This is a genomic window from Streptococcus xiaochunlingii (assembly GCF_006385805.1).
GTDB classification, from domain to species: Bacteria; Bacillota; Bacilli; order Lactobacillales; family Streptococcaceae; genus Streptococcus; species Streptococcus xiaochunlingii.
Genome location: NZ_VFSG01000001.1, coordinates 16,631 through 30,695, shown reverse-complemented (window position 1 = coordinate 30,695; position 14,065 = coordinate 16,631). Strand labels below are relative to the sequence as shown.

Genomic DNA, 14,065 nt, shown 5'->3' with positions numbered 1-14,065 from the left:
ACTTTTTACAGAAAACAACTAAACGATTCTTCAAAAAAGGATTCTATTTTTTGAGTCATTTAAGCAGATCTAAAACTTTCCGATGTGAGAAAAGTGCATGAAACCTAATTGTTTCAGGCACTCGGGAGTTTTGAGAGTAAAACAGTTTGGGGAACTGTTTTAGCCTGAGCCTAGAAATTAAAGAACGAAGGGGCTCAAAACTAATTGAACACGGTCTGCGGATTGTGTCAAAAAGATAAATTCTCCTAGAATCGAAAGATTCTACGTCAAACTTCCTATTTTGACTTTATCCGCAGACGCCCTTTGTATCTTTATTTAGCCATGGAACTTCTTGGATTGCTGAAATCATCCACTGGATAATTTCACCTAACGTCCGTACTCACCTAAGGAAAGTTTTTTAGAAGATTCTATTTTCATTTTGAAAGTAAAAAGAGACAAAGAGGGTGATCTTTGTCTCTATGAATGTTCGTCACGTGATGTGAGGGGTAGATAAAGAGTGATTTTCGTATAGCTATTAGGCTTAGAATTAATCTCCATATGATAGCTAGCCCCAAACTGTAACCGCAAGCGTTGATCCACATTTTGCAAACCAACTCCTCCTAGCCGAAGAAGGGTTTGGTCTGTCGACTCAGACAAGGCAAAGCCTCGTCCATTATCGTAAATCGTCAGAACTACTTGTTCTTCTCTGATTTCCGAAGTGACTCGTATCATGCCCGGCCGATCCATCTCCTTGATGCCGTGATAGATGGCATTTTCCACTAAGGGTTGTAGAACCAGTTTTGGAAGCTGATAATCTCCCAACGTCCCCTCTTCAAAAATTTCATAATTCAACTTATCTCCATAGCGTTGTTTCTGAATGAAGAGATACTGGCGCACATGGTCTATTTCGTCCTGAAGCCTAATTTGTTCCTGTCCTTGATTGAGAGCAAGGCGGAAATATTTGGCTAGGGACTTAGTCAAGTCAACCACGCGCTGACCATCATTAAACTCAGCCATCCAGACAATGGTATCCAAGGTGTTATAGAGGAAATGAGGATTGATTTGGGCTGAAAGAGCTCGCAGTTCATAACGTCGTGCGTTTTGTTCCTCTTCTTTAACCAATTGCATAAGGTTTTCAATTTGATCCAACATACGGTTGAAGGCTTGAGCAAGATCTACCAATTCAGGCGATCCCTTGGTAGTTGCCCGCAAGTGGGAATGACCAGATCCTATTTTCAGAATGACGGCCTGCAAATCTTGTAGGGGTTTGATCCACAAGCGCAGAATGAACCAGATTCCCAGCCAGCACATGATGAGGACGAGAGCACCTAAACCTATAAAGGAATAGAGCATTTGCGATTGAAGCATCTGTAGACCTTCTAGAGAAGCCACTCCAATTAAGGTCCAATCACTCTCTGGTATAGCAATTTGGTAGACAAAGTTCTGCCCCTTTTGGGCATAGCCATCCTTGACAGCAATATAGGGTTGCATGGCCTGCATTTCCTGACTGGAAGAATAGACTGTCTTTTTAGGATGGTAGACAAATTCATGCTTCTGATTGATGATGAAACTAAAGCCTTTTTTGCCAAGTTGGAGATGATCCAGATAAGCTTCTAGGCTCTGATAGCCAATATCTAGGCGCAAAACTCCTAGATTTTGACCAGAAGCATCCACCACTTCCTGGGTGATAGAAATCACCCACTTGTCCTTCTCTGAAGACAAAGATTCCTTCCGGGCTGGCGTCAAGACAGGAATGGCCCTCTCTTTGATAGCCTCCTGATACCAGCTTTCGTTCATCATATCCGATGAGGTCTGCATGCTAATTTGAGAATCCGTAGCAACAAGGCGTCCATCCTTAGTTACTAAGACAGCCGAAACCAGATCTGGGTCTGTCTCAATAATGGTTCGCATCAGACTTTGAACGGCTTCTGGGCTCACCTCCTTGTCTTGAGCAAACTGACGAATACTCTCTTCTTTACTGAGGACCGAGGTGGTCTGCTTCAATTTTTTCAGATAGGAGGCGATAAACTGACTACTCTGGTCGATACTATTGCGGGTTGTTCGCTCCGTCAGTTGGCCAATGGTTGCTGAGCTAGTTTGATAGTATAGACTACCGACTAAACCCAAGAGCAAGAGAATGAAGACAAATACATAAACAATCAGCTGAATCAGCAAAGGGTATCGTTTCATTCATACTCTCCTTTTTTGTATTGTCTTGGGGTTACACCGACTACTTGTTTAAAGCGTTGAGAAAAATAGTTCATATCCTCAAAGCCAACCTGATCTGCAATCTCATAAATCTTGAGATCGGTCGTCAAGAGTAAAAGTTTGGCCTTTTTCATCCGTTCTTGGATCAAGTATTCTTGAAAAGGGAGGCCCAATTTTTTCTTGATTAGGACACTCAGATAAGAGGGACTAAAACCCAGTTGAAGAGCCAAGTCCTTGAGGGTTAATTGGGAATCCGCTAAGCGGGAATGAATAGCCTCTTCCAACTCCGTCGAATGCCCCTGATCCACCAAGGTTTCAACCTGGGCTTTCTTTCCTTCCTCGTCTAGCTTATTCTTGACTTTCTCCAGCATCTCTTCAATATCTGCTTTTGAAAAGGGCTTGAGGAGATAGTCATCTGCTCCGAGTCGAATGGCTTTCTGAGCAAACTCAAAATCATCATAGCCTGTTAGAAAGATGATATGGCAGGATGGAGCTTTCTCTCGGACTAGTTGGGCCAAATCTAAGCCATTCAACTGTGGCATATTAATATCAGTCAAGAGGAGATCAGCCGGTTGTGCTTGAAATTTTTCCCAAGCTATTCGCCCATTTTCCGCTTGGTCAATGACCTTCATCCCAAACTGTTCATAATTCACTAGAGAAGTCAGTCCCTGCCGAACCAGCTCTTCGTCTTCTACAATCATGATTGAATACATGTGTTTCACCTACTTATCCTTGTTATACTCATTATATCAAAGTAGGTCGCAAAAAGTCTCAGACATAGTCCAACAAATAGCCGTAGCCCTTTTCTGCCATCTCTGCTTTAGGAATGAATTTAATTGACAAACTATTGATGCAGTAGCGAAGGCCACCTTTTTCCTTAGGTCCATCCGTAAAGACGTGGCCTAGATGGGAATTTCCTACTCGACTCCGAACCTCTGTCCGAGTCATATTGAAACTCTTATCTTCCTTGTAGGTTGCCACATCGGGACTGATCGGCCGGCTAAAGCTTGGCCAACCACAACCGGAATCAAATTTATCTTTTGAGGAGAAGAGGGGCTCTCCTGTTACGACATCCACATAGATGCCCGCTTCAAACTTATCCCAATAGCGATTAGAAAAAGCACGCTCTGTATCATTTTCTTGCGTCACTGCATATTCTTCGGGCGATAACTTCTTCTTGATCTCTTCATCGCTCGGCTTTGGATAGCGACTAGCGTCAATAACCGGATAAGAAGCTTGATTCACATCAATGTGACAATAGCCATTCGGATGTTTCTGTAGATAGTCCTGATGGTAGTCTTCCGCCTTGATATAATTAGCAAGTTCTTCTTTTTCTACAGCCAAAGGCTTATCATATTTCTTCGCCACTTCTTCAAATACTTGATTTATGGTTGGCAAATCTGCTTGATCGGTGTAATAAACTCCTGTCCGATATTGACTTCCCTGATCATTTCCCTGACGGTTTTTTGATGTTGGATCAATAATCCGGAAATAGTGTAGAAGCAGTTCTTTCAAGGAAACCTTCTTGACATTATAGGTGATGTGTACCGTTTCGGCATGCCCTGTTTGGTTGACCAGTTCATACTTGGTAGTATCCCCTTTTCCATTGGCATAACCTGATTCGGCATCAATGACGCCTGGAACACGGGAAAAATACTCTTCCACACCCCAGAAGCAGCCACCAGCTAGATAGATTTCTCGTTGGTCTTCTGGATTGACTTTTTCTTCCTTCTTTTTGTTTGCTACTGGTGTCTGACTCATGGACGCTTTTTTGATCTGCTCAGTCGTCGCATCTGATGTATCCAAGGCCATGGATCCTTTGATAAGGAAAAAGAGTCCAAAACAAAGCAGGCCTACTAAAAGAACGGAAATGAGTTTCCATTTTGTTTCCATTTTATGTCCTCCTTACTTCATTTCTTTTAGAGTCTGGACGATGTCTTCCTTACTCATATAGCCGATATGGGTCTTGGCGAGTGTTCCATCGCTCGTAATAAAGAGAGCAGATGGATAAGAGCGAATCCCATACTCTTTGAGTAAATCGCCCTTACTGTCCATTAAGACTGGGAAATCTTTGTAGTCCAAAGCCTGGTACCAATTTTTAAAGTCATCGGCTGATTTTTCCCCATTGAATGTCGGAGCGACAACAGTTAGAACTACATAATCCTTACCCTCCTCTGCCTTTGCTAAATCATTTGTGTCACCTAATGTTGAAAGACAGATTGAGCACCAGGAAGCCCAAAACTTGAGATAGACTTTCTTCCCTTTGTAATCTGATAAGCGGTAGGTCTTGCCGTCTACTCCTTGCAGGCTAAAATCCAGAACTTTCTTGCCAGCTTGCTCTGAACCTCCCGTTTTGGCTGTCTGCTTAGTCTCGCCTTTATTGGATGACTCCATCCCCTGGCCGGAGCAGGCCCCTAACAATCCTACACACAAAAGCCCTGTCGCTACTATGGCCATTTTTTTCATGTCTTCCTCCTCTTCAAATAGGGAGAAAGTCGCCCAAACAGACGACCTCCTCTTCCTATTGTCCTTTATTGGTCTGATTTCATGTCAGATGAGTCACTCATGTCGTCCTTCATCTCTGAATCGCTCGATTTCATCTTATCTTCTTTCATGTTGTCTTTCATTTCAGAACTGCTGTCAGACATCATAGATGAGTCTTTCATATCGCCTTTTTTCATTTTATCATCGGACATGGACGAATCCTTCATATCGTCCTTCTTCATCATACTACTATCGTCCGTTTTTTTCATATCTGAATCAGATTTTTGTCCAGAACAAGCTGCTAAAGTGACGATGCTAAGGGTAGCAATGGTAAGTGCAAGAATTTTTTTCATGATTTTTCTCCTTTAATCATTCAAGATTAGTGAAACAGGGATGCTAGGCTGTTGAGATTACCCAGCATCAGCAAGATGCCCATCAAGACGATGAGAGCACCACCGATTTTTTTCAAGGTCCCCATATGAGGCTTGAGTTTGGCAAAGCGTTGCAAGACCCAGCCTGAAGCCAGGGCCAAGAGTAAGAAGGGAAGAGCTAAGCCCAAGGTGTAAACCAGCATTAAGAGCGCTCCTTGTAGAGCACCATTTCCTCCAGAAGCCGCAAGCGCTAAAACCGAGCTTAATACAGGTCCGACACAAGGAGTCCACCCAAAACTAAAGGTCACTCCAATTAGAAAGGCATTGAAGAATTCGTTGCGTTTTTCGTCCTTCTTCAGTTGGATACTCTTTTGTTTTTGGAGTTGCCGAAGATTGATGAGACCCATCTGATGGATTCCCAATAAGATGACAATCCCTCCTAGTAGGTAACGGAACCAGGGAGCATAGAGTACCTGACCCAGGGCACCCGCACCATAACCTAGGATGAGAAATACGGTTGATAGACCAGCAATAAAACAGAGGGTCTTGACCAAACCATACCAAGAAACATCTTTTCCAAAAATACGCACCGTTTTTTCGTGCTCAGAATCTAATAAGATCCCTACATAGACTGGCATCAACGGCAAAATACACGGAGAGAAAAAAGATAGAATCCCCGCTAAGAACACTGAAATGGAAAACAAACTATTTTCAATCATTCCAATTACCTCCCTTACTTTCTGACACTAGTATAAAGAAAAAATCTCTCTAAAAATAGAGAGATTGATATGCAAAAACTTGAATTTAATTGGGAGATGAATATCCCTATCTACCAATATCGAGGCTGGGACAAAAATCCTAGCCTCGATATTGTCTTTGGATTATCGAGCAAGACGCAGTGGTTGAGTAGGGCTCTACTACGCTGATTTCATCAACTTTTACAGCCCTACTCAACTGTGCGGAGGTGGGACGACGAAATCGAATTCTAACGAATGACCGATTTCTGTCCCACTCTCTTTTCGAGCAAGCTACTTTAATTCTTTTTCAAATAGTCAATGGCATCCTGCAAGGTTTTAACAGGAACAATTTTCATCTTGGTTTTAATTTTCTTAGCTGTTTCTACCGCTTCATCGTAGTTGCTCTTGGCATTCGGATTGTTCTTTTTAACTTCCTCTGTCACCGGATTATCAGGGGCAAAGAAGATTTCAGCACCAGCGCGATCTGCCGCCACGACTTTCTTATCCACTCCTCCAATATCTCCGACAGTCCCATCATGGTTAATGGTCCCTGTCCCCGCGATGTGGCGTCCCTGACGAAGGTCTGGATCCGCTACTTGAGTATAGATGGACAAACTAAACATCATCCCGGCACTTGGACCACCGATGCCAGCTGTCGCAAACTCAATCGGCACGTCACTCTTCACTTCTGTCCGGTCAATCAAGCTAATCCCAATCCCATTCTTGCCATTGACCAACTTAATAATCTTTCCTTCAGCTGTCTTGGTCTGACCATCTTCTGTGTAGGTCACTGAGACCTTGTCCCCAATTTTTTGGGAACCAACATACTCGATGAGTTCTTTTGAGCTCTTGAAGGTTTTGTCATTCACAGCCGTAACCGTGTCCGCAATATTTAGAACGCCCTTGAAAGTAGAGTCTTCTGCTACTTGCATGACATAAACACCTAAGAATTCCATCTCTGTCTCTTTACCTGCCGTTTTCAATCCTTGGTATTTGGCAGTATTTTGAGAGGTTTCCATATAAAATTGATTAATCCGGAAAAATTCCTCACTGGAACTGCCACCTGTCATTTCTTTTTCAGAGTGGATATCTGTAAAAGGAGTCACCCAGGCATAGACTATATCCGAGAAGGTCGCTTGCTTGACGGCAACAGTGACAAAATCATACGAACCGGATGCTTCATCATTTTTCTGGTTGACGCGCATCACTTGGCGAATATCTTCTGAACTCCCGGGCATTTCCAGATAGTAGGGTAGGGGAACAAAGAAAGCTAGCAAGGCCAAAATCAGAAGCAAGGTCCCAATAATCGGCCAGCGATAGGTTCTCCACACACTATCTTTTTTGCGTACAGGTTCAAATGGGCTTTCTGGTAACTGAGCCCTTTGTTTCTCAAATTCATTCATTCCTTTTATTTCATCTCCTTTATAACACTCTCTGGGACATAGGCACTGACATCTTGCTGGAAGGTCAGCAACTCGCGAATTCTCGTCGAGCTCAAGGCCTGATACTGGGGCTGGGCACAGAGATAGATGGTCTCAAGCTCTGGAGCCAGCTGGTGATTGAAGTAGTCCATGTTGCTTTCATAGAGGAAGTCTTGGCTATTGCGCAAACCGCGAACCAAGCTCGTCACTCCATACCGTCTAGCCACTTCTACTGCCAACTCTGCCTCTGAGATGATGACTCTTACATTGGATAAATGAGCTACTGCCTCTATCACCATGGCCTCTCTTTGCTCAATGGTAAAATAACCCTTCTTCTCATGATTAAAGAAGATGCCTACATACAAGCAATCAAACAAGCGACTAGCTCGCTCTATCAAATCCAAGTGTCCCAAGGTCATTGGGTCAAATGAACCTGTAAATAACCCGATTTTATCTGACATAAACCGTTACCTTACTAATTCCGTAGATTTTTTCTTTCCAGATTCCTAGACAAGCAATCTCCTCAGGCAAGTCTACTGCCTTGTCCGTCTCACAGACGACCATGACCTCTTCTCCCAGCAAGTCTCGTTCAGCCAAGGTTTCAATATCGGCTACGATCTGCTCCTTGGCATAGGGAGGATCTAAGAAAACAAGGTCAAACGTCCCCTGCAATTGACTGAGTGCTTGGTGAGCCTCCATCTTCAGCAATTGAAATTTGGATATTGCTGGCAATGATCCCTTGGGCTCTGCGGTCTTTCTCGACCAAGACAGCCTGCTCCATCCCCCGAGATATCGCTTCGATGGACAAGCCACCTGAGCCAGCATATAGATCCAAGACCCGCCCCCCATCAAAATAAGGACCGATCATATTAAACATAGCCCCTCTCACTTTATCTGAAGTGGGCCTCGTTGTCTTTCCTTCGAGCGTCTTAAGAGGACGCCCTCCATAGGTACCTGATACAATCTTCATAGAGATTATTATATCAAAATTTGGATAAAAGATACAAAAACACCCACCTTCTACATTCTGAGATCTGCTGAACCAAATCCCTTTCGCCGCCAAAGAAAAATCCTCTCACTTTTCTCTTGAAGTCCGAATTTATTTTTGCTATACTATACGTAACTTTTAAAACGTTACATAGGAGAATGCAAATGTTTGATGCAAAAAAATTAAAAGACCGGCGACTGGAGCTGGGCCTAACCCAAGCCCAGGTCTACGAATCCTTAGAGATTAGTCGCAAGGCCTACTCTAGTTGGGAGAATGGCTTAGCAGAGCCACACGATAAAAATCTCAGGAGGTTGGCCAAGCGCCTCTCCGTTAAAGAGGACTACTTTGTCGACAAGAGCTCAGCGCTTTTCACCTACCCTTTATTAACCCCACCCCATCAGAAAAAGGTCGATCTCTTGGCTAGCCAACTCTTAGCAGAGCAAGAAAAGGTGGTCTCTTTGGTCCCTTACCGTGTCCTCTCTATCGACTTGGCAGCTGGACATGGTCATACCTTTTATGACAATGAGACCGACTACGAGACCGTTTATTTTGACCAAGAGATCCAACACGACTTTGCCTCTTGGGTCTCTGGTGATTCGATGGAACCAAGCTATCCAAACGGTTCCGTTGCCTTGATGAAACAGACAGGATTTGACTATGATGGAGCGGTCTACGCCCTTATGTGGAACGGGAAGACCTATATCAAAAAAGTCTATCGGGAAGAGGAGGGCCTCCGCCTAGAGTCCATCAATCCCGCCTATGATGACCTCTTTGCTCCCTACGAAGATGAACCAAAAATTGTCGGTATCGTGGTCGGCCACTTCCTCCCTCTGGAGGTCTAGATATGCTTTTTGATTATTCACGTGAGCCAAGGTCTGATATTGCTTTTGTGGATATGAAAAGTTTCTATGCCAGTTGTGAGTGTGTCCGCCTCGGCCTCAATCCCTTGACGACGTCTCTTTGTGTCATGAGTCGGAGCGATAATTCTGCTGGCCTCATCTTAGCTAGTTCCCCCGTTTTTAAGCAAGTCTTTGGAAAGAAAAATGTCGGGCGTAGCTACGATCTGCCCTTTGATCTCAAGACTAGGAAATTCAATTACTACTTGGCCCGTAAGCAAGGCCTCCCTACAGATCCATCCTTTGTCCACTATATCGAAAGTTGGGCCAAGCGTACCTTTATCGTGCCCCCTCGCATGAACGCCTATATCCAGGTCAACATGGAAATCCAGCAAGTCTTTCAAGAATTTGCTGCTCCAGATGATATCTACCCCTATTCCATCGATGAGGGATTTATCGATTTGACCAGCTCTCTCAACTACTTTATTCCTGATCCTCAGCTAGACCGACGCTCCAAGCTAGATCTCCTTTCTGCTCGGATCCAAAAGCGCATTTGGCAGCAAACTGGGATCTATGCTACTGTCGGGATGAGCAATGCCAATCCGCTCCTAGCCAAACTGGCTCTAGACAACGAAGCCAAGCACCAGAAAACCATGCGGGCTAACTGGTCTTACGAAGACGTCCCCAGTCGTGTCTGGCAGATAAAAAAACTAACTGATTTCTGGGGGATTGGTCATCGAACAGAAAAACGCCTGAACAAGCTCGGCATTCACTCCATCTATGAACTGGCCCAGGCCAATCCAGACTATCTCAAAAAAGAATTTGGAGTCATGGGCGTTCAGCTCTGGTTTCATGCCCATGGGATCGATGAAAGTAATGTCCATCGCCCCTATCGGCCAAAGTCTCACGGTCTAGGAAATTCGCAAATCCTTCCCCGTGACTACCACCGCCAAAGCGATATTGAATTAGTCTTTCGTGAGATGGCCGAGCAGGTCGCTATCCGCTTGCGTCGGGAAAAGAAAAAGACCCAATTGGTCTCCATCCACGCTAGCTACTCCAAACAGGAACAGCTCCCCTCCATCCACTGCCAGCGAAAGATTGAACCGACCAACTCTACAGCTCAATTAGCCAAGGAAGTCATCCAGCTCTTTCGCTCTCACTACCAGGGAGGAGCCATCCGGCAGATTGGAGTCTTTTATGGGAAGCTCGTAGAGGAGAGCTTCCAGCTGATCTCCCTATTTGATGACCCTGAGCAAACTCAAAAAGAAGAAGCCCTCCAAGAGACCATTGACCACATCCGTGACCGATTTGGCTTTGCTTCTCTACAGAAGGGATCTGCCCTATTAGAAAATTCACGCGCTCTGGCTCGAAGCAAACTGACCGGAGGCCACTCTGCAGGAGGTTTAGATGGCTTAGCATGATCGATCGTTCTTATCTCCCCTATCAGTCGGCACGGGACTTTCAAGACCGAGGCATGGCCAAGTGGGCTGGCTTCTTCCTCTCTGAGCATTCGACGGCCTTACAAACAAAGCACCTCTCCCTAGAAGAGCTCCGCCTCCTCTCAAACGAAGAAATGCGTCGCCTTCTCGAGCAGGCTTACCAGCAAAAGTCTCCCCTCTCCCTCTCTACCCTCCAGGACGATCAAATCGCCGTCTACTACGGCCAGGTCTATACCTTAAGCCCCTCTGAAGTCCTCATTAAAAATGGCCAGCACTACCACTCTCTCCTTCTTTCGACAATTTTTTCTATTGAACCAGGAGATTCTAGCTATGAAACCAGCCCTGAATAAACACGAACTCCAATTCGATTATTTTTCAGACAATTACCAGCAGTTCGAGCATGATTTTTACCGCTTGGCAACGACTGCGACCCCCTTGGTCTTTTTAGAAGATGACCTGCTCCGTTCCATGTCGACAGGCCAGCGCAACTATTTCAGACTCCACCACACCCAGAGTCGCGACCATCGTGACCACTACTTTCACTTTCGCGTCTCTACCCATCCCCAATCCCCACTGACACGGATTTATACCTACCTAGGCCACAGCCTCACCACAGAATACAAAGCAACCTCCTAGAAAACTAGGAGGTTCTTTTATCATCTAGATGAAGAGGATTTCGCAACCCAACCAATCGCGTCTACAGGAGGATTGTCCACATCGATCCAGATGAAGTCAATGCCGATTTCACCGTTTTTGAATTTGGAAAGACGGATACCATTGATTTCTAACTGAGATAATTTCTTACCCGTTAGGATCTCTCTGTCTTTTAACTGAAAGACCCCTCGAAGGATCCAATTCCCAAGGATTTCTTGCTTATCAGTTGATTGAATGGCCTTCCCAGCTTCTTGGTTGATATAGGCAGTAATCACATCACCTGATGATAAAAATCGTAGCTTAAAGGTCCGTTCCTCTTTTGGAAGCGCAAGTTTACTAGTACCTGGCTCAAACCTACCTATCCCTTTACCAAAAAAGTCTGGACGCTCCTCATGGAAATGTTTGGAGTCTGGAAGAGGGATATACACTTCACTAACCGGACGATACACCAGCTGTTCAATTTCTTTAATGAGTTTTTCGTTCCCTGTCCCATGTACAAAGCGAATCAAGTCCTCACGAATGGACTTCATCTGAGCTTTTTCTTCCTTGGTAGACCATTTTTTCAAGAGGATTTCTTCCAAAGAGAAGGTTACAAAAGCTAGTTCTTCTGGAGCCAGACTATCTTTAAATTTATCCTGAATCTTTAAAATTCGTGGCAAGCGATCTTTCTTGGCTAACTTTGAACCACCATTAAAAGCGTTAAAGCCAGAATTTTCTTCTACATTTCCATGCTTATCTGTGATCACCCACGACACCGACTCAAGAATCTCCGAATCACTTTTCTCCGAAGTCAATAAATGAAGGTGTTCAAAAAGATAAAAGGGATCTTCGACATAATTCACATCCCAGGTGTCAACTACAATCTCCTTATTCCTAAAAGTCATATGGAGCTGACTATCTGCAGCCGTGTATTTGTAATCGTGCTGGCCATCTGTAAAACGGAAATTTGTCGGATTATTCTTGGTTGTAGAACCCAGAATCTTGAGATGGTCTAGGTCAACAGGCAGATAAGTTGTCTCTCCTACATGTATCTGAGGCTTGTGTCCTTTGAAAGTCGGCATCAAGACATGATATACTGCTTCCACATGGCTAGAATCAGAATGAAATCCCCTTATCAGTGCTTTTGAGGATTCAATCCGTTGATTTCGCAAGGTCGCAATCTCAAGGGCCAGTTTTTCATAACGAGCACTATTCTCTTTATCAGCTGTCTCCTTGTCCGGTGAAATCTCAGCGTGAAATCGAATTTCACTCAACAACTCATTCCAAGACTGTGAATCTTTCTTGAACTGCGCAATCTTTTGATCCCCTGAGTCCAAACCAAAGGATTTAATCCCAACCAAATACTTATGTTGCTCATCAACGACAAGCGAAGCATCATAGGAAGTATTGGCAATATCCTCACCAACGGCATGAAAAGCCTTTTGAAAAACAGTCTCTTGAAATTTTGAATTGACAATCGGAGCAACATAGCTTTCTCGATCATCAGAATCTTCACCTTCTGCTTTCTGAGAAAAGGCCTCACTCAGACTAGCAAAGTTGGTAATGAGAGTCTTGTATTTCTCTTTTTGTTCTTGTTTTAGGTGTTCCCACATAAATCAATCCTCACTTCTTATTTAAGTATATCAAAAGAAGACTAGTTTTTCACTAGTCCCCTTATTTATATAATTCGTTAAATAATGCTATAAAACTCTAAATTTCCACGTTTTTTTACCAATCTGAAATAATCTTCATCAGATAAAATTGCAAGCCCATCCTCATAGGAGGCAATCTTCTTCTCTGCTTCCTCATAAGTGGAGACAAAATCTTTCACATAAGACTGGCCTTCAAATTGACCATTCATCTTTGTGTAGATAATGGCAAATTTTCCTGAACGATCCAGTTGTGACGGCCCATTGCTCTCATTAAGGGCAAAAGAAATCCGCTCTGCGATGCGTTTAATCACAGGAACAACCACACTATTTCCAGCCTGCTTGTAGAGCTGACCGTTAGAAACCCCTTCTGGAATTTTAAAGGATTTAGGATAGCCTTGGACATTAAAGGTTTCTTTTGGTGTCAACTTACGAATCTCCCCACTATCTGTCAGGATAAGAGGGACATTGTGCCCTCCTGTTCCCATATTGGCTGTCAAGGTAGGGACTACACCGTTTTTGTTTTCACGGACATACTGACGACGCCATTGGTAAACCGTATCTTGACTAGTCACTTCAAACTTCAATTGGTCGTAGAAATTTTGCTTGCCTTCTCGATAATAGTAGGCCTCATCTGGCTTGGCACCAAAATCAATAACATCACTCAAGGTCGTTGTTAGTTTGATTTCCTCTGGGAATTCAAATAAGTCGTAGGCTTCTTTAGTATCAAAACCAACAATGTAGATCCGCTCACGGTTTTGTGGGATATTTCCGTAGTCTTTCCCGTTGAGAACCTTCCACTTGATAAAGTAGTTGTTCTCCGTCAAGGCTTCACGAATAACCTTGAAGGTATTGCCATGGTCATGACCGACCATATTCTTGACGTTTTCGATGAAGATAGCACGAGGTTTGCATCCCTCAATCATCCGAAGCAACTCAAAGAAAAGATCGCCACGATCATCATCAAAACCCTTGCGATAACCTGCAATACTAAAGGCCTGACAAGGGAAACCACCCATAATCACATCCACGCGCTCACTCGGAATATCCTCTGGCTGAACAGCGTGAATATCACGACCATCCAAATAGGTATCTGGATAGTTTAACTGATAAGTCTGACGCGCATACTTATCAAATTCATTGGCATACACCACTCTGAACTCGTTGGTCTGTTCAAATCCCAACTCAATTCCCCCAACACCTGAGAAGAAAGCTGCAATGTTGTACTTCTCAGGTCGGTTCGAACTTACAGAATTTGTCATGTAGTAACCTGCTTTCTAAAATATTGACTTTTCTAGTATAACATGAATAATTCATTGA

General features: G+C 43.9%; 14 protein-coding genes and 1 pseudogene. 4 read left to right on the top strand and 11 right to left on the bottom strand.

Annotated elements, in window-relative coordinates:
- Nucleotides 1-456: 456 nt before the first annotated feature.
- The 9 genes and pseudogenes from FJR71_RS00200 to rsmD all read right to left on the bottom strand — a co-directional run bounded on the left by FJR71_RS00200 (nucleotide 457) and on the right by rsmD (nucleotide 8,170).
- Complete coding sequence (locus tag FJR71_RS00200) at nucleotides 457-2,169, bottom strand: cache domain-containing sensor histidine kinase (protein WP_140813791.1); 1,713 nt, start codon at nucleotides 2,167-2,169, stop codon at nucleotides 457-459.
- Entirely contained in the window at nucleotides 2,166-2,900 is a 735-nt protein-coding gene (locus tag FJR71_RS00195; RefSeq protein WP_140813790.1) for a response regulator transcription factor, read from the bottom strand. The genes FJR71_RS00200 and FJR71_RS00195 overlap by 4 nt, the downstream gene beginning before the upstream one ends.
- A gap of 58 nt (nucleotides 2,901-2,958) precedes the next feature.
- On the bottom strand, nucleotides 2,959-4,080 hold the full coding sequence (gene msrB / locus FJR71_RS00190; RefSeq protein WP_123159436.1) for a peptide-methionine (R)-S-oxide reductase MsrB: 1,122 nt from the start codon (nucleotides 4,078-4,080) through the stop codon (nucleotides 2,959-2,961).
- A gap of 12 nt (nucleotides 4,081-4,092) precedes the next feature.
- Entirely contained in the window at nucleotides 4,093-4,653 is a 561-nt protein-coding gene (locus tag FJR71_RS00185; protein ID WP_140813789.1) for a TlpA family protein disulfide reductase, read from the bottom strand.
- Between the two features lie 65 nt (nucleotides 4,654-4,718).
- The gene (locus FJR71_RS00180; protein ID WP_140813787.1) at nucleotides 4,719-5,024 is read right to left on the bottom strand and encodes a hypothetical protein; all 306 of its coding nucleotides are present in this window, start codon (nucleotides 5,022-5,024) and stop codon (nucleotides 4,719-4,721) included.
- 26 nt (nucleotides 5,025-5,050) lie between these two features.
- Nucleotides 5,051-5,761 carry a thiol-disulfide oxidoreductase-associated membrane protein CcdA2 gene (ccdA2, locus tag FJR71_RS00175; RefSeq protein WP_140813786.1) on the bottom strand — a complete coding sequence of 237 codons (711 nt, stop codon included), beginning with the start codon at nucleotides 5,759-5,761 and terminating at the stop codon, nucleotides 5,051-5,053.
- A 314-nt stretch (nucleotides 5,762-6,075) separates the two neighbouring features.
- The gene (locus FJR71_RS00165) at nucleotides 6,076-7,182 is read right to left on the bottom strand and encodes a SepM family pheromone-processing serine protease (RefSeq protein ID WP_123159438.1); all 1,107 of its coding nucleotides are present in this window, start codon (nucleotides 7,180-7,182) and stop codon (nucleotides 6,076-6,078) included.
- Nucleotides 7,183-7,187: 5 nt separating this feature from the next.
- On the bottom strand, nucleotides 7,188-7,661 hold the full coding sequence (gene coaD, locus FJR71_RS00160) for a pantetheine-phosphate adenylyltransferase (protein WP_140813784.1): 474 nt from the start codon (nucleotides 7,659-7,661) through the stop codon (nucleotides 7,188-7,190).
- Nucleotides 7,651-8,170: pseudogene (gene rsmD / locus FJR71_RS00155) on the bottom strand (16S rRNA (guanine(966)-N(2))-methyltransferase RsmD). Before rsmD ends, coaD begins: the two are co-directional and overlap by 11 nt.
- 182 nt (nucleotides 8,171-8,352) lie before the next feature.
- Between rsmD and FJR71_RS00150 the strand changes: the two are divergent.
- Genes FJR71_RS00150 through FJR71_RS00135 form a run of 4 tightly spaced genes read left to right on the top strand, consistent with a single transcriptional unit; the run spans nucleotide 8,353 to nucleotide 11,099 of the window.
- Nucleotides 8,353-9,030 carry a helix-turn-helix domain-containing protein gene (locus FJR71_RS00150; protein ID WP_140813783.1) on the top strand — a complete coding sequence of 226 codons (678 nt, stop codon included), beginning with the start codon at nucleotides 8,353-8,355 and terminating at the stop codon, nucleotides 9,028-9,030.
- Between the two features lie 2 nt (nucleotides 9,031-9,032).
- Complete coding sequence (locus FJR71_RS00145; protein WP_140813782.1) at nucleotides 9,033-10,445, top strand: Y-family DNA polymerase; 1,413 nt, start codon at nucleotides 9,033-9,035, stop codon at nucleotides 10,443-10,445.
- The gene (locus FJR71_RS00140; RefSeq protein WP_140813778.1) at nucleotides 10,442-10,813 is read left to right on the top strand and encodes a hypothetical protein; all 372 of its coding nucleotides are present in this window, start codon (nucleotides 10,442-10,444) and stop codon (nucleotides 10,811-10,813) included. The genes FJR71_RS00145 and FJR71_RS00140 overlap by 4 nt, the downstream gene beginning before the upstream one ends.
- Nucleotides 10,794-11,099, top strand: coding sequence for a DUF5960 family protein (locus FJR71_RS00135; RefSeq protein WP_023026420.1), 306 nt, complete (start codon nucleotides 10,794-10,796; stop codon nucleotides 11,097-11,099). The genes FJR71_RS00140 and FJR71_RS00135 overlap by 20 nt, the downstream gene beginning before the upstream one ends.
- 20 nt (nucleotides 11,100-11,119) lie before the next feature.
- Here FJR71_RS00135 and FJR71_RS00130 read toward each other — a convergent pair whose 3' ends face one another.
- Together FJR71_RS00130 and FJR71_RS00125 are read right to left on the bottom strand one after the other, a co-directional pair.
- Nucleotides 11,120-12,709, bottom strand: coding sequence for a hypothetical protein (locus FJR71_RS00130; protein ID WP_140813777.1), 1,590 nt, complete (start codon nucleotides 12,707-12,709; stop codon nucleotides 11,120-11,122).
- Nucleotides 12,710-12,786: 77 nt separating this feature from the next.
- Nucleotides 12,787-14,007 (bottom strand): DNA cytosine methyltransferase, encoded by a 1,221-nt coding sequence (locus tag FJR71_RS00125; protein ID WP_140813775.1) that lies wholly within the window; start codon nucleotides 14,005-14,007, stop codon nucleotides 12,787-12,789.
- Nucleotides 14,008-14,065: the final 58 nt, after the last annotated feature.

Excerpts from the sequence above, each read along its gene's own strand:
- FJR71_RS00200 (WP_140813791.1), bottom strand. The coding sequence starts at position 2,169 with ATGAAACGATACCCTTTGCTGATTCAGCTGATTGTTTATGTATTTGTC.
- FJR71_RS00195 (WP_140813790.1), bottom strand. The coding sequence starts at position 2,900 with ATGTATTCAATCATGATTGTAGAAGACGAAGAGCTGGTTCGGCAGGGA.
- msrB (WP_123159436.1), bottom strand. The coding sequence starts at position 4,080 with ATGGAAACAAAATGGAAACTCATTTCCGTTCTTTTAGTAGGCCTGCTT.
- FJR71_RS00185 (WP_140813789.1), bottom strand. The coding sequence starts at position 4,653 with ATGAAAAAAATGGCCATAGTAGCGACAGGGCTTTTGTGTGTAGGATTG.
- FJR71_RS00180 (WP_140813787.1), bottom strand. The coding sequence starts at position 5,024 with ATGAAAAAAATTCTTGCACTTACCATTGCTACCCTTAGCATCGTCACT.
- ccdA2 (WP_140813786.1), bottom strand. The coding sequence starts at position 5,761 with ATGATTGAAAATAGTTTGTTTTCCATTTCAGTGTTCTTAGCGGGGATT.
- FJR71_RS00165 (WP_123159438.1), bottom strand. The coding sequence starts at position 7,182 with ATGAATGAATTTGAGAAACAAAGGGCTCAGTTACCAGAAAGCCCATTT.
- coaD (WP_140813784.1), bottom strand. The coding sequence starts at position 7,661 with ATGTCAGATAAAATCGGGTTATTTACAGGTTCATTTGACCCAATGACC.
- FJR71_RS00150 (WP_140813783.1), top strand. The coding sequence starts at position 8,353 with ATGTTTGATGCAAAAAAATTAAAAGACCGGCGACTGGAGCTGGGCCTA.
- FJR71_RS00145 (WP_140813782.1), top strand. The coding sequence starts at position 9,033 with ATGCTTTTTGATTATTCACGTGAGCCAAGGTCTGATATTGCTTTTGTG.
- FJR71_RS00140 (WP_140813778.1), top strand. The coding sequence starts at position 10,442 with ATGATCGATCGTTCTTATCTCCCCTATCAGTCGGCACGGGACTTTCAA.
- FJR71_RS00135 (WP_023026420.1), top strand. The coding sequence starts at position 10,794 with ATGAAACCAGCCCTGAATAAACACGAACTCCAATTCGATTATTTTTCA.
- FJR71_RS00130 (WP_140813777.1), bottom strand. The coding sequence starts at position 12,709 with ATGTGGGAACACCTAAAACAAGAACAAAAAGAGAAATACAAGACTCTC.
- FJR71_RS00125 (WP_140813775.1), bottom strand. The coding sequence starts at position 14,007 with ATGACAAATTCTGTAAGTTCGAACCGACCTGAGAAGTACAACATTGCA.